The 21951-nt window shown below is 66.2% G+C and carries 20 protein-coding genes and 3 tRNA genes; 18 read left to right on the top strand and 5 right to left on the bottom strand.

Annotated features, from left to right (window positions below; genetic code table 11):
• Nucleotides 1–188 precede the first annotated feature (188 nt).
• Both ppsR and ACQKIE_RS05500 read left to right on the top strand, forming a co-directional pair.
• Nucleotides 189–1004: a posphoenolpyruvate synthetase regulatory kinase/phosphorylase PpsR gene (gene ppsR, locus ACQKIE_RS05505; RefSeq protein WP_427456820.1), complete on the top strand. Its 816-nt coding sequence runs from the start codon at nt 189–191 to the stop codon at nt 1002–1004.
• 31 nt (nt 1005–1035) lie between these two features.
• Entirely contained in the window at nt 1036–1497 is a 462-nt protein-coding gene (locus ACQKIE_RS05500; RefSeq protein WP_427456578.1) for a DUF1249 domain-containing protein, read from the top strand.
• A 177-nt stretch (nt 1498–1674) separates the two neighbouring features.
• Here the strand turns inward: ACQKIE_RS05500 and ACQKIE_RS05495 are convergent.
• From ACQKIE_RS05495 to ACQKIE_RS05485, 3 genes are all read right to left on the bottom strand, one after another.
• Nucleotides 1675–1751: transfer RNA gene (locus tag ACQKIE_RS05495), tRNA-Asp, on the bottom strand.
• A gap of 70 nt (nt 1752–1821) precedes the next feature.
• Nucleotides 1822–1897: transfer RNA gene (locus ACQKIE_RS05490), tRNA-Glu, on the bottom strand.
• 11 nt (nt 1898–1908) lie between these two features.
• Nucleotides 1909–1984 (bottom strand) — tRNA-Ala (locus ACQKIE_RS05485).
• 116 nt (nt 1985–2100) lie between these two features.
• Between ACQKIE_RS05485 and ACQKIE_RS05480 the strand changes: the two genes are divergently transcribed.
• From ACQKIE_RS05480 to ACQKIE_RS05460, 5 genes are all read left to right on the top strand, one after another.
• Entirely contained in the window at nt 2101–3861 is a 1761-nt protein-coding gene (locus ACQKIE_RS05480; protein ID WP_427456576.1) for a cation:proton antiporter, read from the top strand.
• A 164-nt stretch (nt 3862–4025) separates the two neighbouring features.
• Nucleotides 4026–4802: an FKBP-type peptidyl-prolyl cis-trans isomerase gene (locus ACQKIE_RS05475; protein ID WP_427456574.1), complete on the top strand. Its 777-nt coding sequence runs from the start codon at nt 4026–4028 to the stop codon at nt 4800–4802.
• Nucleotides 4803–4969: 167 nt separating this feature from the next.
• Complete coding sequence (locus tag ACQKIE_RS05470) at nt 4970–6319, top strand: UDP-glucose dehydrogenase family protein (RefSeq protein WP_427456572.1); 1350 nt, start codon at nt 4970–4972, stop codon at nt 6317–6319.
• Nucleotides 6312–6524 (top strand): SlyX family protein, encoded by a 213-nt coding sequence (locus ACQKIE_RS05465; protein WP_427456570.1) that lies wholly within the window; start codon nt 6312–6314, stop codon nt 6522–6524. Before ACQKIE_RS05470 ends, ACQKIE_RS05465 begins: the two co-directional genes overlap by 8 nt.
• Before the next feature lie 24 nt (nt 6525–6548).
• Complete coding sequence (locus tag ACQKIE_RS05460; protein ID WP_427456568.1) at nt 6549–7265, top strand: DUF2058 family protein; 717 nt, start codon at nt 6549–6551, stop codon at nt 7263–7265.
• Between the two features lie 36 nt (nt 7266–7301).
• Here ACQKIE_RS05460 and ACQKIE_RS05455 read toward each other — a convergent pair whose 3' ends face one another.
• Nucleotides 7302–9359, bottom strand: a complete 2058-nt coding sequence (locus ACQKIE_RS05455; RefSeq protein ID WP_427456566.1) for a 3-hydroxyacyl-CoA dehydrogenase NAD-binding domain-containing protein — start codon at nt 9357–9359, stop codon at nt 7302–7304.
• Between the two features lie 160 nt (nt 9360–9519).
• On the opposite strand from ACQKIE_RS05455, the gene ACQKIE_RS05450 reads away from it, so the two are divergent.
• From ACQKIE_RS05450 to recO, 11 genes are all read left to right on the top strand, one after another.
• Nucleotides 9520–9996, top strand: a complete 477-nt coding sequence (locus ACQKIE_RS05450; protein ID WP_427456564.1) for a hypothetical protein — start codon at nt 9520–9522, stop codon at nt 9994–9996.
• 11 nt (nt 9997–10007) lie between these two features.
• A complete protein-coding gene (locus ACQKIE_RS05445) occupies nt 10008–12530 on the top strand; it encodes a putative bifunctional diguanylate cyclase/phosphodiesterase (protein WP_427456562.1) in 2523 nt (840 codons plus the stop codon).
• Between the two features lie 138 nt (nt 12531–12668).
• Entirely contained in the window at nt 12669–13265 is a 597-nt protein-coding gene (rpoE, locus tag ACQKIE_RS05440; protein ID WP_427456560.1) for an RNA polymerase sigma factor RpoE, read from the top strand.
• A complete protein-coding gene (locus ACQKIE_RS05435; RefSeq protein WP_427456558.1) occupies nt 13262–13906 on the top strand; it encodes a sigma-E factor negative regulatory protein in 645 nt (214 codons plus the stop codon). Before rpoE ends, ACQKIE_RS05435 begins: the two co-directional genes overlap by 4 nt.
• A 116-nt stretch (nt 13907–14022) precedes the next feature.
• On the top strand, nt 14023–15441 hold the full coding sequence (locus ACQKIE_RS05430) for a DegQ family serine endoprotease (protein WP_427456556.1): 1419 nt from the start codon (nt 14023–14025) through the stop codon (nt 15439–15441).
• Nucleotides 15442–15569: 128 nt separating this feature from the next.
• Nucleotides 15570–17360 carry a translation elongation factor 4 gene (gene lepA / locus ACQKIE_RS05425; RefSeq protein WP_427456554.1) on the top strand — a complete coding sequence of 597 codons (1791 nt, stop codon included), beginning with the start codon at nt 15570–15572 and terminating at the stop codon, nt 17358–17360.
• A 98-nt stretch (nt 17361–17458) separates the two neighbouring features.
• Nucleotides 17459–18361, top strand: a complete 903-nt coding sequence (gene lepB, locus ACQKIE_RS05420) for a signal peptidase I (RefSeq protein ID WP_427456552.1) — start codon at nt 17459–17461, stop codon at nt 18359–18361.
• Between the two features lie 139 nt (nt 18362–18500).
• Nucleotides 18501–18875: a DUF4845 domain-containing protein gene (locus tag ACQKIE_RS05415; RefSeq protein WP_427456550.1), complete on the top strand. Its 375-nt coding sequence runs from the start codon at nt 18501–18503 to the stop codon at nt 18873–18875.
• Between the two features lie 9 nt (nt 18876–18884).
• Nucleotides 18885–19538 (top strand): ribonuclease III, encoded by a 654-nt coding sequence (gene rnc, locus ACQKIE_RS05410; RefSeq protein ID WP_427456548.1) that lies wholly within the window; start codon nt 18885–18887, stop codon nt 19536–19538.
• Nucleotides 19535–20470, top strand: coding sequence for a GTPase Era (gene era, locus ACQKIE_RS05405; RefSeq protein WP_427456546.1), 936 nt, complete (start codon nt 19535–19537; stop codon nt 20468–20470). Before rnc ends, era begins: the two co-directional genes overlap by 4 nt.
• Nucleotides 20471–20491: 21 nt before the next feature.
• Nucleotides 20492–21184: a DNA repair protein RecO gene (recO, locus tag ACQKIE_RS05400; RefSeq protein WP_427456544.1), complete on the top strand. Its 693-nt coding sequence runs from the start codon at nt 20492–20494 to the stop codon at nt 21182–21184.
• A 6-nt stretch (nt 21185–21190) separates the two neighbouring features.
• Here recO and ACQKIE_RS05395 read toward each other — a convergent pair whose 3' ends face one another.
• Complete coding sequence (locus tag ACQKIE_RS05395; protein ID WP_427456542.1) at nt 21191–21940, bottom strand: response regulator; 750 nt, start codon at nt 21938–21940, stop codon at nt 21191–21193.
• Between the last annotated feature and the right edge of the window lie 11 nt (nt 21941–21951).

Here is a 21951-nt window from a genome sequence, read left to right as displayed (position 1 = left end):
GGATCATCCTCACAATCGGTCGTCGGTTTTGCGGCGGGCCGCGCGATAAAATCCCGGCATTGTCGGGGGCAGGGTGCCGGCGAAACAAGGCGCGACGCACAAACGTTCAGCGATCATGCGGGGTGGATTGTCATCGGGGCGTCTTGAGATAAGGTGGCTCCATGGACCACCCGCAGGGAAAACACCCGATGCGCCGCACCGTGTTCTTCATCTCCGACTCCACCGGCATCACGGCCGAAACCATCGGCAACAGCATGCTGGCCCAGTTCGAGGGGGTCCAGTTCGACACCCACCGGTTGCCGTTCATCGATAATGCCGCCAAGGCGGAATCGGCGTGCCTGCGGATCAAGACCAAGTACGCCCAGGACGGGCAGCGTCCCATCGTGGTCAATACGATGACGTCCAGGGCCCTCTGCGACATCGTCGCCGGCAGCGGGGCGCTGATGCTGGACGTGTTCGCCCCCTTTATCGAGCCCCTGGAGGCCGAGCTGGGCGCCAAGCAGTCGGGCGCCGTCAACCGTTCCCACGGCCTGGTGGATTTCGAGCGTTACGAGGCCCGTATCGAGGCCACCAATTACGCCCTGGCCCACGACGACGGGCTGGACGTGGATTACAACCAGTCCGACGTGGTGCTGGTCGGCGTGTCCCGCTCGGGCAAGACGCCCACCTGCCTGTACATGGCCTTGCATTACGGCGTCTGCGCCGCCAATTATCCCCTCACGGACGACGACCTCGACAAGCTGGAACTGCCGACGCGCCTCCGCCCTTATCGCAGCCGGCTGTTCGGGCTCACCATCGATCCCGTCCGCCTGGCGCAGATCCGCGAGCAGCGCCGCCCCGGCAGCCGCTACGCCACGTTGAAACAATGCCGTTGGGAACTGGAGCAGGCCGACAGGCTGATGCGACGGGAAAACATACCGGTCCTCAACACCACGCATACGTCGATCGAGGAAATTTCGAGCAAGATCTTCGAGTACCTCGGTATCGAGCGCCACATGTACTAAACGAGAACCTTACGGAGCCTGTGCCTCACCCATGACCGCCGTCATCGAACGCCCCATCGCCCTCATTCCAGGACGCTTCGAATTCCTGATGGGCCTCTATGCGGAGAACTACCACCGCCTGGCGCGGCTGTTCGCGCCGCAGCGCCTGGCGCCGGGGCGCTATGTTTCCGACGTGGACGACGGACTGAAGGTGCTGCTCGATGTGCAGGAAAAGCATCCGTACACGCTCGAACTCGAGCTGACCTACGACTTCGTCGACGAAACCACCGGCCAACCGTCGCCCTCCGCCCAGCTGCGCATGTACACCGATGCGCACGTGGCCGAAGCGATGCACTGCCATCCCGGCCGGAAGCTCACGCACGTGCTGGGTCCGTTCCCGCCGGCACACACCGTTCTCCAGCACCGCCTGCGCATGAACGGCTTCCTCAGCCGCTGGCTGGAGTTCCTGGCGGAGCAGGGGCATTCGATCGGGACGCTGGAACGGGTCGAATAGCGGAGCTTTCAGCTCTGGTGGGAGCCGACCCTGTCGGCGATGGGTGCTCGCGGCAGCCGTGCTATCGCCGACAGGGTCGGCTCCCACCCATCAGGCGCGGATGTCGTGGGGTGAGCGGCAAGACCAGATTCCAGGCAAAAAAAATCCGCCAATCGGCGGATTCTTCTTTGGAAGTAATGGCGGAGCGGACGGGACTCGAACCCGCGACCTCCGGCGTGACAGGCCAGCATTCTAACCGACTGAACTACCGCTCCACACTTACGTTCCAACTTCCAACAACAACCAACTTCCTTCGTCCTTTACACTCTCCGGCGGACCGGAAAGTGGCGTCCCCACGGGGATTCGAACCCCGGTCGCCACCGTGAAAGGGTGATGTCCTAGGCCTCTAGACGATGGGGACGTACTAGAAGTTGGTGGAGCCAGCCGGGATCGAACCGGCGACCTCCTGCATGCCATGCAGGCGCTCTCCCAGCTGAGCTATGGCCCCCTGCTGGAAGCCGCAAAGATTACGTCCGGGCCGCGTTTCCGTCAAGCATTCATTACATTTTTTTTGAATTTATTTTCGAAAGGGTAACCTGTCCCTACGTACTCACAGGGAACGGCATGCACGGCATCGTCTTCATCCAGGACCTGGCCACGGTGATGCTCGTGGCCGGACTCACCACGGTGCTTTTCCAGCGCCTCAGGCAGCCTGTCGTGCTGGGCTACATCATCGCCGGCATGGTCGTGGGCCCGCACACGCTGCCAGTGATCTTCATCCACGACGAGGAAACGATCCGCACGTTGTCGGAGATGGGCATGATCCTGCTCCTCTTCGCGCTGGGTCTGGAGTTCAGCCTCAAGAAGCTGCGTGCGGTCGGAGGTGCCGCGCTCGTCGCGGCATTCGCCGAAATCGTGCTCATGGTGTGGATCGGCTACGAGATCGGCCGGTTCTTCGGCTGGTCGGCCATGGATTCGCTGTTCCTCGGCGCCATGCTTTCCATCTCGTCGACGACGATCATCATGAAGGCGCTCGAGGACCTCGGCCTCAAGCGCGAACGTTTCGCGCAGCTGATGTTCGGCATCCTCATCGTTGAAGACTTGCTGGCGATCGTGCTCATGGCCCTGCTCACGGGTATCGCGAGCACGGGCGGCGTCGAGGCGGGAGAGGCGCTCGCTGCCGTCGGCCGGCTTGGCCTGTTCATGGCGGTGTCGCTCGTGGTCGGCCTGCTCCTCGTGCCGCGCGTCGTCGATTACATCGCCCGGGTGAGCCGCAACGACGTGCTCCTCGTCGCCGTCCTCGGCATTTGCTTCGGCTTTTGCCTGCTGGTCACCGAATTGGGTTACAGCGTGGCGCTTGGCGCCTTCATGATCGGCGCGATCGTGGCCGAGTCGGAAAGCGTGGCGAGGATCGAGCACATCGTGACGCCTGTGCGCGACATGTTCAGCGCGGTGTTCTTCGTGGCCATCGGCATGCTGATCGATCCCGACCTGCTGCTCGAATACGCGTGGCCGATCACCGTGGTCACCATCGCGGTCGTGGTGGGCAAGGTGATCACCTGCAGCTTCGGCAGTTTCGTCGCCGGCAACGACGGGCGGACATCCTTGCGCGTGGGCATGGGCCTGGCGCAGATCGGCGAGTTCTCGTTCGTCATCGCGTCCCTCGGACTCACCCTGAAGGTGACCAGCGGCTTCCTCTACCCGGTTGCCGTTGCCGTATCGGCGATCACGACCTTCCTTACGCCCTATCTGATCCGCTCCTCCGACCCGCTGGCGCGCTTCCTCGGGCGGGCGCTGCCGAACCGGGTCACCGGCGTCTTCAGTGCCTATACGGAATGGATGGGCAACCTGGGCCTGCAGGGGCAGGGCGCCATCGTCATGAAGATGATCCGGCGGCTGGTCTGGCACGTGGTCATCAACACGGCACTGGTGGTGGCGGTGTTCATCATCGTGGCATTCGCTTACCGGCGAGGCTTCCTGCACCTGGACCTGTTCAGCGACGAGCCGACGGTGCGCCGCAGCCTGGCCTGGTCCGTGGCGGCGCTGCTCTCCCTACCGATGATCGTCGCGGCCTACCGGAAGGCCGGTGCCCTGGGCATGCTCCTCGCCGAACTGTCGATCCCGGACCGGTTCGGGGCGCGGACTTTCCGAATCCGCTCCGTCCTGGGACGGATCATTCCCCTGGCGGTCATGCTGATCATGGGCCTGCTCGTGGCCGCGCTGGCCTCCACCATCCTCCCGCCGCGGGAAGTGGCGCTGGTACTGGTCCTGATCGGCATCGGGCTCATCTGGCTGCTCTGGCGGGTGCTGGTGCAGGTCCATGCCCGGCTCCAGGCGGCCATCCGGGACACCCTCGAAAAGCCGGGCCAGGACCACGAGGAGTGATGAAGTCCTCAATCCATGAAAGATTGCTGAACTTTTCGTGTGAAAGCCTGTCTCTCGCCCCGTCATTGCAAGCTGGGCGCGAACCACCGCACAATGGCGTTTCCGCCTCCACAAGGAGGTGTACCGGCGGCGTCGCCGAATCTTTCCAAGAGAGGGAGTATCGAATGAAGCACTTTTTGCGTCCCACGATGACGGCCGTCGCCCTGGCGGTTGCGCTGGGTACGGCCGCGGGCGCATCCGCCCAGGCCGCCAAGCCGGCTGCCTCCGCGGCACCGGTCGACAAACAGAAGGCCAGCTACGTCGTGGGTTGGGACCTGGCCAGCTCGCTTCCGCCGCTCGTGGCGAAGGAAGTCGATGCCGCCACGGTCGCCAAGGCACTGCAGGCTGCGCTCTCGGGCCAGAAGCCGACCATGTCGGAAGCCGAGGCCAAGTCGGTTCGCGAAGCCTTCGTGGCCCAGCTGAAGGTCAAGGCCGAGGCCGAGTACAACAAGGTCGCGTCGCAGAACAAGCAGGAGGGCGATGCCTTCCTCGCCAAGAACAAGAGCGCCGCCGGCGTGAAGGTCACCTCGTCGGGCCTGCAGTACCAGGTCGTCCAGGCCGGCACCGGCCAGCGTCCGGGTCCTAACGACACGGTCACCGTCAACTACACCGGCACCTTCGTGAACGGCGAGAAGTTCGACTCCTCGGCCGACCACCAGCCGGCCGGCCCGGCGAAGATTCCGCTCGCCGCGGTGATCCCGGGCTTCCGCGAAGGCCTGCAGCTGATGCAGACGGGCGGCAAGTACAAGCTGTTCATCCCGTCGAGCATCGCCTACGGTGCGAAGCCGGAAAATGGCTTCCCGCCGAATGCGACGATCATCTTCGACGTCGAACTGCTGAAGACGGAAGCGACGCCGGCAGGCGCTGCCCCGGGCAACGTGAAGGACAAGGGCGGCAAGTAAGCCCCGGCCTCGTGTAACACCCGAAGGGCGCGGAGCCATCCGCGCCCTTTTTTTATGTGGAAGACAGTTTTCGCTGAACTATTCCACGTGGGGTTCATTTGCTCCCGCTCCCCGCCGGACTACAATCGTCCGTTACGACGACCGACGTCGAAAGCTCAGGGAGCTTCATGAAAGTCACGATCTTCGGAACCGGCTACGTAGGCCTCGTTACGGGCGCCTGCCTCGCCGAGATGGGTAACCACGTCGTCTGCGTCGACGTGGACGCGAGGAAAGTCGAACGGCTGAAGGGCGGCGACGTCCCGATCTTCGAGCCCGGCCTGGAACCGATGGTCATCCGCAATCATGCCGAAGGGCGCCTGGCGTTCACCACCGATGCCGCGCCGGCCATCGCGCATGGCGAGATCGTGTTCATCGCCGTGGGCACGCCGCCCGACGAGGATGGCAGCGCCGACCTGCAATATGTGCTGGCGGTCGCGAAGACCATCGGCGACCACATCGACCGCTATACCGTCGTCGTGAACAAGTCGACCGTCCCGGTCGGCACGGCCGACCGTGTGCGCGAAGCCGTGGCCGCCCGCATCAAGGCACGTGGCGTCGACGTGCCGTTCGACGTCGTGTCCAATCCCGAATTCCTGAAGGAAGGCGACGCGGTCGAGGACTGCCTGCGCCCGGACCGCATCGTCGTCGGCGCGTCCAGCGCGAAGGCGATCGGCGTGCTGCGGAAGCTCTATGCGCCGTTCAACCGCAACCACGATCGCATGGTGGTGATGGACGAGCGCTCTGCCGAGCTGACCAAATACGCCGCCAACGCGATGCTGGCGACGAAGATCAGTTTCATGAACGAAATCGCGAACATCGCGGAGCACGTGGGCGCGGACGTCGAGCTCGTGCGCCAGGGTATCGGCGCGGATCCGCGCATCGGTTACCACTTCATCTATCCCGGCGCCGGTTACGGCGGCTCGTGCTTCCCGAAAGACGTGCAGGCGCTGGCTCGCACGGCCCATTCGGTCGGCTACGACGCACGCCTTCTCAATGCCGTGGAAACGGTGAACGACGCGCAGAAGTCGCGGCTGTTCGCGCTGCTGTCCAGGCACTTCGGCGGCAAGCTCGAGGGTCGCACGGTGGCGATCTGGGGCCTTGCGTTCAAGCCGAACACCGACGATATGCGCGAAGCCTCCAGTCGCCGCCTCATGGAGCAGCTGTGGGATGCCGGTGCGCGCGTGCGTGCGTTCGACCCGGAAGCCGCGGACGAGGCGCGACGCATCTACGGCGAGCGTGAGGATCTCGTGCTTGTCGGACGTCCTTACGAAGCGCTGGAAGGTGCCGATGCATTGGTCATCGTCACCGAATGGAAAGCCTTCCGCAGTCCCGACTTCGCCCGCGTCAAATCGTTGCTGAGTACGCCGGCGATCTTCGACGGGCGCAACCTGTACGATCCCGTCGCGGTCGAGGAGGCGGGTATCGCCTATTACGGCATCGGTCGTGGCCGCAGCCTGACCGGGCGCGACCATGGGTGATCTCGAAGAGCGCCTGACCGAGCTCGAAGTGCGCCTCGCTTTTGTCGACGATACGGTGAATGCCCTGTCGTCGGCGGATGCGGAGATCGCACGCCGGCTCGACCTGCTGGAACGCACCGTGCGCGACCTGCGCTCGGACCTGGTGAACATGCGCGCGGGGCTGGGTAGCGATCCCACGACCGAACCGCCGCCGCCGCATTACTGAAGCATCGAACGAGCCTTACCGAACATGGCAGAGTCCCTGCGCGATCAATTGTTGAAGAGTGGCCTCGTGAAGGAAATTCGCGAGGAGAAACGGACGTCCACGTCACCACGCCAGGGCGGTAACGCTTCGGCGAGCGGCCAGCCCTATGCGGGCCCCCGGCCGAAGCAGGGCGGAAAGCCGCAAGGCGGCGGCAGGCCGAATCCTTCCGGGGCGCCACAAGGCGGCCGGCCGGGCCATGCAGGCAAACCGCAGGGTGGTGGCCGACCCAACCAGGGCGGTCGCCCGCAGCAGGGTGGCAAGCCGGGAGCCGGTGCGGATCGCGCCCGGAAGGACGGCGAGATCGACCTTGCCAAGGCGTACGCCATCCGTGCCCAGAAGGAGGCCACGGAGCGGAAGCAGGCCGAAGCGGAGGCGGCCGAACAGGCACGGCTGCGCAAGGAGAAGAAGCGCAAGGTGGAGGACCTGTTGAAAGGAAAGGCGCTCAACCTTCCCGACGCCGACCAGGTGCGTCACTTCCCGTACGGCGAGAAGATCCGCCGCGTGTACGTGGATGCGAAGCAGCTCGTCGCCTTGAATGCGGGCGAACTCGGCGTCGTGCAGCAGGGTGGACGCTACCTCGTGGTCGAGAAAGCGGTGATCGAGGACCTGCGCGGCATCGCCCCGGAGTTCATCGCGTTACTGGTCGATCCCAACGCGGTGAACGAGTCGGACGACGGCGTGCCCGACGACCTGATGTGGTGAGACCAAGGGCGCTCGCCGCTATAGCGGCGAGGCTTCTCAGCTGACCGGAGCAGAAAGCTCCGGGTTGTCCCAGCCTTCCTTCTTCGCGAAGCGCACGCCATGTGCCTGCTCCAGCTTCGCGAGTCGCTCGCGCACCACGGCCAGGCCTTCGCTGCGCACGTACTGGATCGGGCCGCCACGGAACGGAGCGAAGCCCGTGCCGAAGATCACGCCGGCGTCGAGCAGGTCCGCGTCGTCCACCACGTTTTCCGCGAGGCACGCGATAGCCTCGTTGACCATGGGCAGGATCATCCGGTCCTGGATGTCCGACGGCGGCACGTAATCGGGGTCGACGTCGGGCTTTTCCGGCTTGCCATCCTTCCAGACATACAGGCCTTCGCCGTCCTTTTTGCCGCGCTTGTTCGCGGCAAGCTTCTCCTCGAGCCCTTGCGGAACCTCCAGGCCGAGGAAGGGCGCGAGTTCACGGCCCACCGAGGCACAGACATCCAGGCCGACCGTGTCGGCGAGTTCGATGGGCCCCATCGGCATGCCGAATTTCTTCGCCTCGCGATCCAGTACCGGCCCGGGCACGCCCTCGTTATAGAGGCGCATGGCTTCCATCAGGTAAGGCATGAGGATGCGGTTGACGAGGAAGCCCGGCGTGCCCTTCACCGGCACCGGTAGCTTGCCGATGGCCTTGCAGAAGGCGAGGGCGCGCTTTTCGATGGCGGGATCGAGTGCGTCGTGCCGCACGACTTCCACCAGCGGCATCTGCGCCACGGGGTTGAAGAAATGCAGGCCGAGGAAACGCTGTGGCGCCTTCAGTCCCTGGCGAAGTTCGTCGAGCGGAATGGACGAGGTGTTGCTCGCGAGGATCTCGTCGGCGGCGAACTGCGGTTCGATCGCGGCGTAGAGCGCGTGTTTGGCTTCGGGATTCTCGAAGATGGCCTCGATAGCGAGGTCGGCATCGGCGACGCCGCTGCCTTCGACATCGGCGCGAAGACGGGCCATGGCTGCCTCGACCTTCGCGGGCGCCTTCAGTTTTTTCTCGTACAGCGCGCGTGCCCGGGCGATGGCCGGCTCGACGAAGCGCGCCTCGCGGTCCTGCAGCGTGACCTGGAAGCCTTTCAACGCCGACCAGGCGGCGATGTCGCCGCCCATGGTGCCCGCACCGACGACATGCACGTGCGAGATGCCGTGGTCGATGCCGCCGCCGAGTCCCTTGAGGCGTTCCTGCAGGAAGAAGATGCGAATGAGGTTGCGCGCCGTCGGCGTCGTGGCGAGTTTCGCGACCGACTTCGCCTCGAGCCGCAGTCGCTGGTGGATATTGCCGCCGCCGCGGGCCCACGTGTCGATGAGGGCGAAGGGCGCGGGATAGTGTTCCTTGCGGACCTTGGCCGCCGTCTGCTTGCGCACCATCGGTGCGAGGATGGCGCGCGCGATGGCGGTGTTGGTGGCCCAGCCCTTTGCTCGCTGCGCGAACGGACGCACCGCCGGCCGACGTGCCAGTTCTCGCGCCTCGGCAAGCAGTTCGTCCGGCCGGGCCAGGCGGTCCACCAGGCCCACGGCCTTTGCACGGCGAGCGCTGAACGGTTTACCCGTCAGCATCGCCGGCAGCGCGTCCGGCGCGCCGATCAGACGCGGGAGGCGGGCGCTGCCGCCCCAACCGGGGTGGATGCCCAGCATCACCTCGGGCAGGCCGATCCGGGTGCTGTCGTCGTCGGCGGCGATGCGCAGCCGGCAGGCCAGTACGAGCTCGGTGCCGCCGCCCATGCAGGCACCATGGATGGCGGCCACGGTCGGGCAGGGCAGTCGGGCCAGGTTCTCGAACACGCGCTGGCCGTTCTCGATGTTTTCGAGCACGGTGCCGGTCTGGGCGTATTCCACGAACTCGCGGATATCGGCACCCACGGCGAAGCCCATGGGCTTAGCGGAGTGGATGACGACGCCGCGCGGGTTCTCGATGGCGAGCCGCTCGACGAGGGTGTCCAGTTCGTCCAGCACCTCGCGCGACAACGCGTTCGCGCTGGCGCCCTCGCGGTCGAGGGTGAGGACGACGATGCCATCGTCGCCCTCGCTGGTCTTCCAGTGCTTGAATCGAAGTCCTTCGAACATGGCTGATCGTGCGGTGGCGAATGAGCGCATCACCATACCTCCCCCCCGGGCCGAATGCGAGATACCACCCCGTATGGTCGCCGGGATCCGGCGCCGCACGGCTGGCGCACGGCCCCGCGTTGGGCGGATACTTCGCGCCTGCCAGGCCGCCGAACACCCCATGGATTCCAACGTAGGACACGATATCTTCGATCGCATCCTGTCGGCCCCGGGGCCGCTGGTGGCGCTGAAGACGAACGACACCGGGCTGCTCGTCGAGCAGTTCCGGCTGGTCGCCCGGCGCACCGGGCAAGCTGTGTACCTGTGGCGCCACGCGGAGGGGCTGGTCAGCCTCCGGGACGCGCAGATGCGTGTCCCGGGGTGTGTGCGTCTCGGGGACGCCCTGCGCTATATCCTGCAGAGCCTGCACTTCGGCGTGTACCTCCTGGACATGCCGGCCGGGCCTCCGAGTGCGACGGACGGTGCGCTTTTACGGCAACTTTCGCGCACCCAGACCGGACACGTCCGCCGGGTCGTCCTGCTCGGGGCAAGCCCCAGCCTGCTCGCCACGTTCGAGAACGACGTCGTTAGCGTGGACGCCGACTGGCAGGCGCGCGCCGCCGCACCGAGACTCCGCGACGGCCGCTGGGTGGTCTGACGATGGCGACCATGATCGAGCCGAGCGGCGTCCTCATCTTCACGGCGCGGCGCGACGTACGCCGCGCGGTCTTCGACGCGCTGGATGTGGACGGCGACTTCGTCCTGCTGAGCGCGCGCGACCCTGCGCAGCTCGAAGCCCTGCTGGCGGATGCACCGCCCTTGCACGTGGCGGTGGTCGGTGCCGACGGCAGTGCCGAGACCGCGCAGGGCCTGCGCATCCTGCGCGCGTCGTCGGCGTATGCCTCGCTGCCCGTCGTCTACGTCGTGGATGACACGCCGGGCGTGGCACCGGAAGGCGCGCTCGACTGGCTGCGCGCCGGCGCCATCGCGGCGGAGCTTGCCCAGCGCGTGCGAGCGGCGCTTCAGGCGCCTCCGCTACCAGCTGCGGTGAAAGTGCCCCGGAGTGACTGGCGTTTCGCGTTCGACGCGGGCGCGGCCTGGGTCGTCGCCTCGACACCCGACGGATGCATCCTGGACAGCGGTGCCGCCATGGAACGGTTGTGGGCGGGGAACGGACCGGTGCAGGGCCGCCTGCTTTCCGAGGTATTCACGCTGCCACATGGCGCGAGCTGGCCCGTTCCGGACGGGGACGCGGTGGCATGCGCGCTTCGTCGGCCGGACGGTGTCGAGATCGGCGGCGAGGTGGACGTGCGCCACATCGTCGAGCACGGCGCGCACCGCATCGCCGTCGCCTTCCGCGACTTGCGCACGGTGGATATCGCCGAGCGCGCGCTTTCGTTACTGGCCGTGCTCGATGCCTGCCCGAGCGACGATGACGGCATGGGCGAAGCGGCGGCCTTGCTGGCCGATGCGCTGGAACTCGACGTCGTGGCCGTCTGGTCGGCCCTGCCCGAAAGCGAGTCCGGTCCCGAAGTGATCGCCCGGATCTGGAACGGTCCCGCACCCGTCGAATGGCCGGACGCCGCCGACCTGCCGCTGCTGAAGGTATGCCTCGGCGGCGAGCCGCTCGTGCGCCTGGACGACGCTGGCGATGCGCCGCTTGCGGATCCCCTCATCGAGGCGCTCGGGCTGCGCTCATACGTCCTGCTTCCGCTGCTCGACGAACGGCGAAGCGTGCTGGGCGCCATGCTGGCCGGCCGATGTCGCACCGCGAACGATGGCCGGGTACTCGCACCCGCGCTGCGCGCGGCGACGGCTCGCTTCGCGTCGGCGCTCGAGCTGCGCCGCGCGCGCGAACAGGGCCGCGCGAGCGGGCTCATCGACACGCTTACCGGGTTGCCCAACCGGCTGCTCTTCAACGACCGCCTCGACAGCACGATCCGCGAAGCCGAACGCACGGGCGAATGCTTCGCCACGTTGCTGGTCGACCTCGATCGCTTCAAGGGCATCAACGAAACCCTCGGCCACGCCGTCGGCGACCAGGTCCTGACCTCGGTCGCGAAGCGGCTACGCGCCAGCGTCCGTGCATCGGACACCGTGGCGCGCTACGCCGGCGATGAGTTCACGCTCATCCTGCGCCACATCATCAAGCGCGACGACGTGCTGCGCATCGCCGAAAAGATCGCGCAGGCCATGGAGATGCCGCTGTCGCTCGCGGATGGCTCGGAGCTCCAGGTCACCATCTCCGTCGGCGTCTCGTTTTTTCCGGACGACGCGGCCGATGGCGAGCTGTTGCTGCGCCACGCGGACGAAGCCATGTACGGCGCGAAGAGCCTCGGCCGCAACAACTACCAGGTGTACGCGGCCAACGTGGACACCGCGCAGCAGCAACAGGCCGAATTGAAGGTGCGCCTGCGTCATGCGGTGCGCAACGAGGAACTGCGGGTGTTCTACCAGCCCCAGGTGGAGGCGGCCAGCGAGGACATCGTCGGCATGGAGGCGCTGGTGCGCTGGGAGCATCCGGAACTGGGCATGATCAGTCCTGGCTTCTTCATCCCGCTCGCGGAAGCCAGCGGCCTCATCGTTCCCATCGGCGAGTGGGTACTGCGCACCGCGTGCGCCCAGGCGAAGGCCTGGGACGATCGCTATGGACTCGGCCTCCGCCTGGGGGTGAACCTCTCGGCGGTACAACTGATGCAGCCCAACCTCGCCGGCGTCGTCGCGACCGCGCTCCGCGATACGGGGCTGGAGCCTGGCCAGCTCGAACTCGAGGTGACCGAGAGCATCAGCGTGAAGACCGTGCCGCACCTCGTGGAGACGCTGGATGCGCTGCATGCCATGGGCTGCCGTATCGCCATCGACGATTTCGGCACGGGCGCGGCGTCGCTGGACTACCTGCGCCGGCTGCCGGCGGACCGCATCAAGATCGACCAGAGCTTCGTCCGCAACATCGGCGTGGATCCCGACGACGAGGCGATCGTCCGGGCTACCATCGACATGGCGCACCGGCTCAAGCGCGGCGTGGTCGCCGAGGGCGTGGAAATCGAGCAGCACCTGCATTTCCTGCGCGCGAACGGTTGCGACGAACTGCAGGGCTACCTCTTCAGTCGCCCTCTGCCCAGCGTCACGTTCGACAAACTGCTGGCCGAGCGCGAGCGCCTGGTGACGGAAGGCCATGCCATGCCGGCATAGCCGGAGCTTGAGGTTCAGAGGCCAACCCACATACTTTTCGAGGGACGACGTCGGCACGGTGGGAGTGAACTTGCGCCGCGCCGACTTGTCTCAGCTGCGCCCGCGACTGGCCTCGAACGCTTTAAGGAGACGGCCCGGATGGGCGAAAACGAACTGGATCAAGCACTTGTCGAACGCGTGCAGCAAGGGGATCGCCGCGCGTTCGACCTGCTTGTCCGTAAGTACCAGCACAAGGTCATCGCGCTGATCTCGCGCTACGTGCACGACCGGACCGAGTGCGAGGACATCGCCCAGGAGGCCTTCGTGCGCGCGTGGCGCGCCCTGGGATCGTTCCGCGGGGAAAGCGCTTTCTATACCTGGCTGTACAAGATCGCCGTCAACACGGCCAAGAACCACCTGGTGGCGATGGGCCGCCGGCCGCCCACGGGCGATATCGACATCGAGGACGCCGTTTACGTCCCCGGGGCCACCCGCATGCACGAAAGCGCCACGCCCGAGCGCGAAATGATGCGGGAACAGGTGGAACAAACGGTGTTTTCCACTGTCCAAGCCCTGCCTGAGGAACTTCGGGTCGCGATCACCCTGCGCGAGGTGGAAGGCAAGAGCTACGAGGATATTGCCGCCATCATGGACTGCCCCATCGGTACCGTCCGTTCGCGTATTTTCAGGGCTCGCGAAGCCATCGACCAGAAACTGCGGCCGCTTTTGTCAGACCGCGAGGACCACAACCCATGAGCGAAGCCAATCGGGAAATTCTCTCCGCCGGCATGGACGGAGAGCTGTCACGGGAGGAAATCCGCTTCCTGCTGCGTCGGCTCGAAGCCGATCCGGTCCTCGCCGACACCTGGTCGCGGTTCCATGTAGCGCGTGACGGGCTGCGCCGCGAAGGCGCCCCTCTGGCCTCGGTCGATTTCGCCAGCCGGGTGCTGGCCGCCATCGAGGCCGAGCCGGCCGCGTCGGGCCTGCCGCGTCGCCGCTGGCTGCATTGGTCGGCCGGTGGCGCCATCGCCGCGAGCGTCGCGGTGGCTGCCTTGATGCTGTCGCAGCCCGCCGGCAACCCCGCGGCGGCACCGGATGTCGCCCAGCATGCGCCGCTGATGGGGGACGCCCAGATGGCCAACGTGGCAGCCACGCAGGCGACTGCGCCGGTGGCCCCGCAGTGGCTCAGCGGCAACATGGCGTCGCGCTTCACCCAGAAGGCGGCGTTCGACAGTTCGAACGATGCCGGTGCCGCGGCCTACCTGCCGCGTTCCACCCCGTACCAGATTCACCGCGCCCGAGCCGCCTCGGCTCCGGAAAGCAACGGCTACATGCTGCTGATCCGTCCCGACGGCAGCCGTTATGTGCAGCCGGTGGCCGCGCCGCAGGCTCGCTGAGCCGCGGCGTGTGCCCGCGTGCCGCAGGCTCCGCGGCGCGCATCTCCCTGTTTGGTAACAATCCGTGCGGTGTCATCCGCACGGGCAGCCGTGGTTAGGTAAAAAGGAGGAAATCGATGGCTCTCTGGCAAGCACGCGCGCTCCTGGGTGGCGCGCTGTTGGTGGCAGGCGCGGGCGCTCAGGCGCAGTCCCTGCCGGATTTCACCGGTGTGGTCGAAAAGAACGCGCCGGCCGTGGTCCATGTGGAGGCGAAGAGCGGCGGCGCATCGCACAAGACGCGCGGTCGCCCCGGCGACATGCCGGACGACCAGGAGGAACTCCTGCGCCGGTTCTTCGGCATGCCGGGCATGCCCATGCAGCCGCGGGAGCAGACGTCGCTGGGCTCGGGCTTCATCATTTCGGCCGATGGCTACGTGCTCACCAACGACCATGTGGTGGACGACGCCGACGAAGTGAAGATCCGCCTGCAGGATCGCCGCACCTTCACCGCGAAAGTCGTCGGCAAGGACCCGCAGTACGACATCGCCCTTCTGAAGATCGACGGCAAGGCGCTTCCCACCGTCACCATCGGCGATTCCCGCACGGTCAAGCGCGGTCAGTGGGCCCTGGCGATTGGCTCACCCTTCGGGCTCGACGCCACCGTGACCCACGGCATCATCAGCGCGGTCGGTCGCAACCTCGGCAGCGGCGACCAGCCGTACACCTCGTTCATCCAGACGGACGTGCCCATCAACCGCGGCAACTCCGGCGGACCCTTGTTCAACCTGCAGGGCCAGGTGATCGGTATCAACTCGCAGATCTACTCCACGTCGGGCGGCTACCAGGGGCTGTCGTTCTCGATCCCGATCGACGTGGCGATGAACGTCGTGCAGCAGATCAAGGAGAAGGGCTACGTCTCGCGCGGCATGCTTGGCGTGACCGTGCAGCCCGTGGACCAGTTCGTGAAGAACCTCGACCTGCCGGACGCCAACGGTGCCCTGGTCGCCCAGGTCACGCCAGGTAGCGGCGCCGAAAAGGCCGGCCTCAAGCAAGGTGACGTGATCCTGTCCTTCAACGGCACCCCGATCACCTCGTCGCCGGACCTGCCGCCGCTCGTGGGCATCACGAAGCCGGGCTCGATCGCGAAGGTCGAGATCCTTCGCGACCACAAGAAGCAGACCGTCGACGTCAAGGTGGGCGAGCTGCCGCGCGACAAGGATGCACTGGCCGCGGCCGGCGGAGAAGGGGACAGCGCGGGCGGTTCGGCCGCCGCGCTGGGCATGTCCGTGCAGGACATCGATGCCTCGGCGCGGTCGGAGCTTGGGCTCAAGGCCGGGGAGGGCGTCGTGGTCAGCCGGATCACCGGCAGCGCCGCCGCCAGCGCGGGCCTGCGATCGGGCGACGTGATCCTGATGGTCAACCAGAAGCGTGTAGGCAGCGCCGCCGCCTTCCGCGACGCGGTAAAGGGCATCAAGCCCGGCGATACCGCCATGCTGCTGGTCCGGCGCGACGATTCCACGCGTTTCGTCGGCATCACGGTGCCCAGCGAACGCTGAGTCCCACCGCGGGCCGCCGCTCGGCGGCGGCCCGCCTTCCATGCGATAATGCGGGATTCGCGCTGGCCAAAAGGACTGGCGCGCGTCGTTCGCGCCGCGAGCGATGGTGAACGTGACCACGGCGCTCCATGGAACTCATCCGCAACTTCTCCATCATTGCCCACATCGACCACGGCAAGTCGACCCTTGCCGACCGCATCATCCAGCTGTGCGGCGGGTTGTCCGAGCGCGAAATGGAAGCGCAGGTGCTGGACAACAATCCCATCGAGCGCGAGCGCGGCATCACGATCAAGGCGCAGTCCGTGTCGTTGCCCTACAAGGCGCGCGACGGCAAGACGTACCAGCTGAATTTCATCGACACCCCGGGCCACGTCGACTTCTCCTACGAGGTCAGCCGCTCGCTCTCCGCGTGCGAGGGCGCGCTGCTCGTGGTCGACGCCGCGCAGGGCGTCGAGGCGCAGTCGGTAGCCAACTGCTACACCGCTATCGAACAGGGCCTCGAGGTCATTCCTGTCCTCAACAAGATCGACCTGCCCACGGCGGATATCGAAAAGGCCAAGGCCGAGATCGAGGCCGTGATCGGGCTCGATGCGAGCGACGCGATCGCGGTCAGTGCCAAGACGGGCCAGAACGTGATCGAGGTGCTGGAGGCGATCATCCACCGCATCCCGCCGCCGAAGCCGCGGGGCACGGACAAGCTGCAGGCGCTGATCATCGATTCCTGGTTCGACAACTACCTCGGCGTCGTATCGCTCGTGCGCGTGATGCAGGGCGAGATCCGGCCGGGCGACAAGATCCTGGTCATGTCCACCGGCCGCACCCACCTCGTCGACGACGTGGGCGTGTTCACGCCGAAGCGGAAGAAGCTCGAGCGACTCGCCGCGGGCGAAGTGGGCTGGATCAACGCGTCCATCAAGGACGTGCACGGTGCGCCCGTCGGCGACACGCTCACCCATGCCGGCAAGCCGGCGGAAGAACCGCTGCCCGGCTTCCAGACGATGCAGCCGCGCGTGTTCGCGGGCCTGTTCCCCGTCTCCGCCGACGATTACCCGGCCTTGCGCGAGGCGCTGGACAAGCTGCGTCTCAATGACGCCGCCATGTTCTTCGAGCCGGAAAGTTCCGAGGCCATGGGCTTCGGCTTCCGTTGCGGCTTCCTGGGCATGTTGCACATGGAGATCGTGCAGGAACGCCTCGAGCGCGAGTACGACCTCAACCTCATCACGACCGCACCCACCGTCGTCTACGAAGTAGCGAAAACCGACGGCACCGTGCTCGATATGGACAACCCGGCGAAGCTGCCCCCGCCGCAGCAGATCGCCGAGATCCGCGAGCCGATCATCGTCGCCACCATCCTCACCCCTGGCGACTACGTCGGTAACGTCATCAAGCTGTGCGAGGAAAAGCGCGGGGTACAGCGCTCCATCCAGTACCTGGCCACCCAGGTGCAGGTGACTTACGAGTTGCCCCTGGCGGAGGTCGTGCTGGACTTCTTCGATCGCCTGAAGTCGGTGTCCCGCGGCTATGCGTCGATGGACTACCACCTCGAGCGCTTCGACGCGGGTCCCTTCGTGCGCGTGGACATCCTCATCAACGGCGACCGCGTCGACGCCTTGAGCCTGATCGTGCATCGCTCGCACGCCGAGCGCCGCGGCCGGGAACTTGTGGAACGCATGAAGGATCTGATTCCGCGCCAGCAGTTCGACGTGGCGATCCAGGCGGCCGTCGGCGCGGCCGTCATTGCGCGCTCCACCGTCAAGGCTTTGCGCAAGAACGTGCTGGCGAAGTGCTACGGCGGCGACGTCTCGCGCAAGAAGAAGCTGCTGGAGAAGCAGAAGGAAGGCAAGAAGCGCATGAAGCAGGTCGGCAGCGTGGAGATCCCGCAGGAAGCGTTCCTGGCCGTGCTCAAGGTGGACAAGTGAGCACCGCCAGGGCGGCATGACCTTTCACCTATGGAACCCCGGCGCCGGATGCGCCGGAATGGGCCTCGTGGCCCCTCGATTCGACTAACGGAGTTGGCATGGCGGCATTCGATTTTTCGGCGATCCTCCTCGGCCTCACGGTCCTCTTCGGACTGGTGTGGCTGTTCGATCGCCTGTTCCTGGCGCGGGCGCGCCGTGCCCGAGCCGAGGCTTCCGGCACGGAGCAACCGGAGCCCTGGCCCGTGGACTGGGCGCGCTCGCTGTTCCCGGTGATCCTGGTCGTGCTGATCCTGCGCTCGTTCGTGGCCGAACCCTTCCGGATTCCCTCCGGCTCGATGATGCCCACCCTCGACGTCGGCGATTTCATCCTGGTCAACAAGTTCGCGTACGGCCTGCGCATGCCGGCCTTCAACAATAAGCTGGTCGAGAATGGCGAGCCGCGCCGCGGCGACGTCGTCGTCTTCCGTTTCCCGGGCTTCCTCTGCAAGGACGACAAGGGCGACATCGTCCGCAGCGGCGACATGACCTGCCAGGACCCGCACGCCCCGGTGGCCAGCGAAAACTGGATCAAGCGCGTGATCGGCCTGCCGGGCGACCGCATCGAGACGCGTGGCAGCGACCTGTACATCAATGGCGAGCGCGTGGGTGCCGACGAGATCGGTTCCTTCAAGGGCAGCATGAGCCGTCCCGAAGACCGCCTTCTGATGACCTTCGGGTCGAAGCTCTATACCGAGCACCTGGGCAGCATCAATCACACCATCGCCCTCACTCCGGCGTACAACATGCCGCAGGACATCCCCAACGCGGTGGTGCCCTCGGAAGTGCCGAAGGGCTGTTACATCGTGATGGGCGACAACCGGATGAACAGCACCGACAGCCGCTGGTGGGGCTGCATGCCGGAGCAAAATCTCGTCGGCAAGGCCTTCTTCGTCTGGCTGGCGTGGCGCGGTCCGGGCAACGGCTGGCTGGATTTCTCCAAGATGGGCAAGGTCATCCATTGACCGAACGGTGGCCTCCATCACGCCGGAGGGCGTTGCGGATGCCGTCGGACAAGGTAATCTCCGCTGCGGGGCGCGCATCGCGCCCCGCGCGCATTCAACGTCTTGACAGGGGAGCCGCCGTGGCGGCGGAGACATGACCATGAAATCCAGGCAATCGGGCATTACCCTCATCGGCTTCGTCATCGTGCTGCTGGTGCTGGGCTTCTTCGCCTTCATGGCCATGAAGCTCGTTCCGTCCTACATCGAATATTTCGGGGTCAAGAAGGCGATGAGCCAGATGGCCACGAGCGGAAACGCCCAGGACCTGGACAGCCTCCGTCGGGAGCTGATCTTCAAGATGGGCTTCCAGTACGTGGATGACGCCACGATCCAACCCAAGGACATCACGCTGGATCGGGCCAACAATGGCGCCGTCCTGCGTGTCGAGTACGACAAGCAGATTCCCTTCATCTACAACATCGACTTCCTCCTGCATTTCGAAAATTCGGTGCAGTTGAGGAATGCGTCCATGTAACGAACGATCGTGCAGTTTCCCCATTCCTTCCGTAATCCCGACCTCGCGAACCTGGCGCTGACCCATCGCAGCGCCGGGAAACCGAACAACGAGCGCCTGGAGTTCCTCGGCGACGCCCTGCTGGGCGCCACGGTGGCGGAACTGCTGTTCGAGGCCCACCCCAAGGCCAGCGAAGGCGAGCTTTCGCGGTTGCGCGCCCAGTTGGTCAACGGGCAGGCGCTGGCCGTGATCGCCCGCGAGCTGGAGCTGGGGGATGTCCTGAAGCTGGGGCCCGGCGAACTGAAAAGCGGTGGTTTCCGCCGGGACTCCATCCTCGCCGACGCGTTCGAGGCCCTCGTGGCCGCCGTCTACCTCGACGATGGATACGACGCCTGCCGCCAGGTCGTGCGCAGGTTGTTCACGCCGCGCGTGGCAGAAATCAAGCGCTCCAGCAAGGATGCCAAGACCCGCCTGCAGGAATGGCTCCAGGGCAAGGGCCTGGCGCTGCCCGTCTACGAACTCACTGGCAGCTACGGCGAAGACCACGCGAAGGTCTTCGATGTCAGCTGCTCCATCGACGAGCCCGAGTCGATCCGCGTCGAGGGACGCGGCGGCAGCCGGCGCGCCGCCGAGCAGGACGCGGCCGAAGCCATCCTTCGCCGCCTGCTGGAAGAAAAGAAATGAATGACATCGATACCACCGAGCAAGAAGATTCCCTCGTCGACGACGATTTTCGCTGCGGCTACGTGGCGCTGGCCGGCCGCCCGAACGTAGGCAAGTCGACGCTGCTGAACGCCCTCATCGGCGTGCGCCTCAGCATCGTCAGCCACCGGCCGCAGACCACGCGGCACCGCATCCTCGGCATTTCCAGCAAGCCGCAGGGGCAGATCCTCTACGTCGACACGCCCGGCCTCCATCGGGGTGCCAAGCGGGCGATGAACCGCAGCCTCAACCGTGCCGCGCGCGCGGCGATCAGCGAAGTGGATGTCGCTGTGCAGGTCATCGAGGCGGGGCGCTGGACGGACGAAGACATGGCCATGTACGCCGCCATGGCGGAACAAAAGGACATGCCCCGGCTGCTGGCGATCAACAAGGTCGACTTGCAGAAAGACAAGACCGCCATGCTTCCCTTCGTCGCCGACCTGATGCAGAAGCATCCGTTCGACGACGTGTACTACGTCAGCGCGCTGAAATCCAAGGGACTTGCCGGTCTCGAAAAAGGGATCCTCAAGCGCCTGCCCGAGCAGCCCGCGATCTACGGCGAGGACGAAATCACCGATCGCAGCGAACGCTTCCTCGCCGCGGAGATGGTGCGCGAGCAGTTGATGCTGCGACTCGACCAGGAACTGCCGTACGCCACCACGGTGGAGATCGAGCGATTCGAGGACCGTCCCGATGGCGTGGCAGAAATCCACGCCGTGATCTGGGTCGAGCGCGACGGGCAGAAGGCCATCGTCATCGGTAACGCCGGGGCGCAGCTCAAGGCCATCGGCACGTCCGCGCGGCGGCAGATGGAAAACCTGTTCGAGCGCAAGGTGTTCCTCAAGCTCTGGGTGAAGGTCCGCGAAGGCTGGGCCGACGACGAGAACCTGCTCAAGCGTTTCGGCTACGAATAACCCGGCGGAGCGTCGGTCGCCATGCGCGTCGAGCAACAGCCTGCCTTCGTCCTGCACGCCCGCCCATACCGGGAAACCTCGCTGCTGGTCGAGTGCCTGACCCGCGACCACGGCCGTATCGGCGTGGTCGCGCGCGGCGTCCGCAAGGAGCGGACGCGGTTGCAGCGCGCGCAGCTCGAACCGTTCCAGCGCGTCGCGTTGGACCTGATGATGAGGGGTGAACTGGCGACCCTGCGCACCGCCGAGTCGTCAGGGCCCGTGCTGCGCCTGACCGGTGACGCGGGCCTCGCCGGGCTCTACCTCAACGAACTGGTGGTACGGCTCACCGGCCGGCAGGATCCGAATCCGGAACTGTTCGATCATTACGAGCGTACCTTGCAGCGCATGTCCGCTGGCGAGCCCTTAGCGTGGACCTTGCGCCGCTTCGAGCGTGACATGCTGGATTCGCTGGGCTATGCGCTGCAATTGGATGCCGATGCGAGCGACGGCCAGCCGCTCGATCCCGCGGCCACCTATGTCTACGATCCCGAGTCGGGCGCCACGCCCGGACGCGCCGGCGGCGCCCATGCGATCCGTGGCGCCGACCTCCTTGCCCTGGCGGAAGATCGCCCGCCCGATGCCGCCGGGCTCTCCTCGTTGCGCCGGATGATGCGCCAGGTAATCACTTTCCACCTCGGCGGAGGCGAATTGCGGGCGTGGCGGGTGCTGCGCTGACGCCTCCTATCGGAGGCTGGGCGATCCCGCGTCGAGAGCCGTCCGCGTCGCTTCGAGTTCCGCGCGGAATCGGGCCAGGGCATCGGGTACCACCGCCCGCGTTTCGCGTGCATGGCCCTGGAGCACCTTCGCCTGTGCGCCCAGGCGCACGGCGCCGCAGAATCCGCAGGCGGAGCGTAGTCGGTGCAGGCGTTCCACGAGTTCCGCCGGGTCGGTCGCCAGGGCCGCGAGGGCGACGGAGAGTTCCGTGAGTTCCGCCCGGAGGAGCTGGCGCAGGGCCTGCATCGTCTGGGGGTCGCCTGCCGCGGTGAGTCCGGCATCGTCATCGAGGATGCGCATAGCGTCACCGACGCCCAGCGTCGCCGCGAGCGCGTCGACCAGTGAGGCGACGCGGCACGGCTTTTCGATCACACCGGCAAATCCCGCCTCGAGCAAAGCCGTACGCAGGCTGGCCGGTACTTCCGCGCTCGTCGCCAGGGCCGTTGCCTCGTGCGAGGCAGCGCCGGTCTCCCGTCGTAGCGTCGACAACACGTCGATCGCGCCGGCGCGCGGCATCCGGCAGTCCAGGAGCAGGGCATCGAAGCGCACCGTCCGCGCCATCGCCAAGGCCTCCTCGCCGTCGGCCGCCACCGCGACCTGATAGCCGTGGGACGCGAGCGCACCGGCGAGGAATTGTCGCGTCGAGGGATCGTCGTCCGCGACGAGCAGCTGCCGTTGGCCGTCCCGCCGGCGAGGGGGGAAGGGGGTCTGCGACATAGTAACGTTCC

It is taken from the genome of Luteibacter sp. NPDC031894, from assembly GCF_050273135.1.
In the GTDB taxonomy this organism is placed as follows: domain Bacteria; phylum Pseudomonadota; class Gammaproteobacteria; order Xanthomonadales; family Rhodanobacteraceae; genus Luteibacter.
This window is presented reverse-complemented; position numbering and strand designations above follow the sequence as displayed.

Bases quoted from the DNA above. Each gene is read 5' to 3' on its own strand.
- ACQKIE_RS05435 (WP_427456558.1), top strand. From the start codon at position 13,262: ATGAGCGAAGCCAATCGGGAAATTCTCTCCGCCGGCATGGACGGAGAG.
- ACQKIE_RS05475 (WP_427456574.1), top strand. From the start codon at position 4,026: ATGAAGCACTTTTTGCGTCCCACGATGACGGCCGTCGCCCTGGCGGTT.
- ACQKIE_RS05430 (WP_427456556.1), top strand. From the start codon at position 14,023: ATGGCTCTCTGGCAAGCACGCGCGCTCCTGGGTGGCGCGCTGTTGGTG.
- ACQKIE_RS05460 (WP_427456568.1), top strand. From the start codon at position 6,549: ATGGCAGAGTCCCTGCGCGATCAATTGTTGAAGAGTGGCCTCGTGAAG.
- recO (WP_427456544.1), top strand. From the start codon at position 20,492: ATGCGCGTCGAGCAACAGCCTGCCTTCGTCCTGCACGCCCGCCCATAC.
- ACQKIE_RS05395 (WP_427456542.1), bottom strand. From the start codon at position 21,940: ATGTCGCAGACCCCCTTCCCCCCTCGCCGGCGGGACGGCCAACGGCAG.
- lepB (WP_427456552.1), top strand. From the start codon at position 17,459: ATGGCGGCATTCGATTTTTCGGCGATCCTCCTCGGCCTCACGGTCCTC.
- ACQKIE_RS05465 (WP_427456570.1), top strand. From the start codon at position 6,312: ATGGGTGATCTCGAAGAGCGCCTGACCGAGCTCGAAGTGCGCCTCGCT.
- ACQKIE_RS05500 (WP_427456578.1), top strand. From the start codon at position 1,036: ATGACCGCCGTCATCGAACGCCCCATCGCCCTCATTCCAGGACGCTTC.
- ACQKIE_RS05480 (WP_427456576.1), top strand. From the start codon at position 2,101: ATGCACGGCATCGTCTTCATCCAGGACCTGGCCACGGTGATGCTCGTG.
- ACQKIE_RS05470 (WP_427456572.1), top strand. From the start codon at position 4,970: ATGAAAGTCACGATCTTCGGAACCGGCTACGTAGGCCTCGTTACGGGC.
- ACQKIE_RS05445 (WP_427456562.1), top strand. From the start codon at position 10,008: ATGATCGAGCCGAGCGGCGTCCTCATCTTCACGGCGCGGCGCGACGTA.
- era (WP_427456546.1), top strand. From the start codon at position 19,535: ATGAATGACATCGATACCACCGAGCAAGAAGATTCCCTCGTCGACGAC.
- ACQKIE_RS05415 (WP_427456550.1), top strand. From the start codon at position 18,501: ATGAAATCCAGGCAATCGGGCATTACCCTCATCGGCTTCGTCATCGTG.
- rpoE (WP_427456560.1), top strand. From the start codon at position 12,669: ATGGGCGAAAACGAACTGGATCAAGCACTTGTCGAACGCGTGCAGCAA.
- ppsR (WP_427456820.1), top strand. From the start codon at position 189: ATGCGCCGCACCGTGTTCTTCATCTCCGACTCCACCGGCATCACGGCC.
- ACQKIE_RS05455 (WP_427456566.1), bottom strand. From the start codon at position 9,359: ATGTTCGAAGGACTTCGATTCAAGCACTGGAAGACCAGCGAGGGCGAC.
- ACQKIE_RS05450 (WP_427456564.1), top strand. From the start codon at position 9,520: ATGGATTCCAACGTAGGACACGATATCTTCGATCGCATCCTGTCGGCC.
- lepA (WP_427456554.1), top strand. From the start codon at position 15,570: ATGGAACTCATCCGCAACTTCTCCATCATTGCCCACATCGACCACGGC.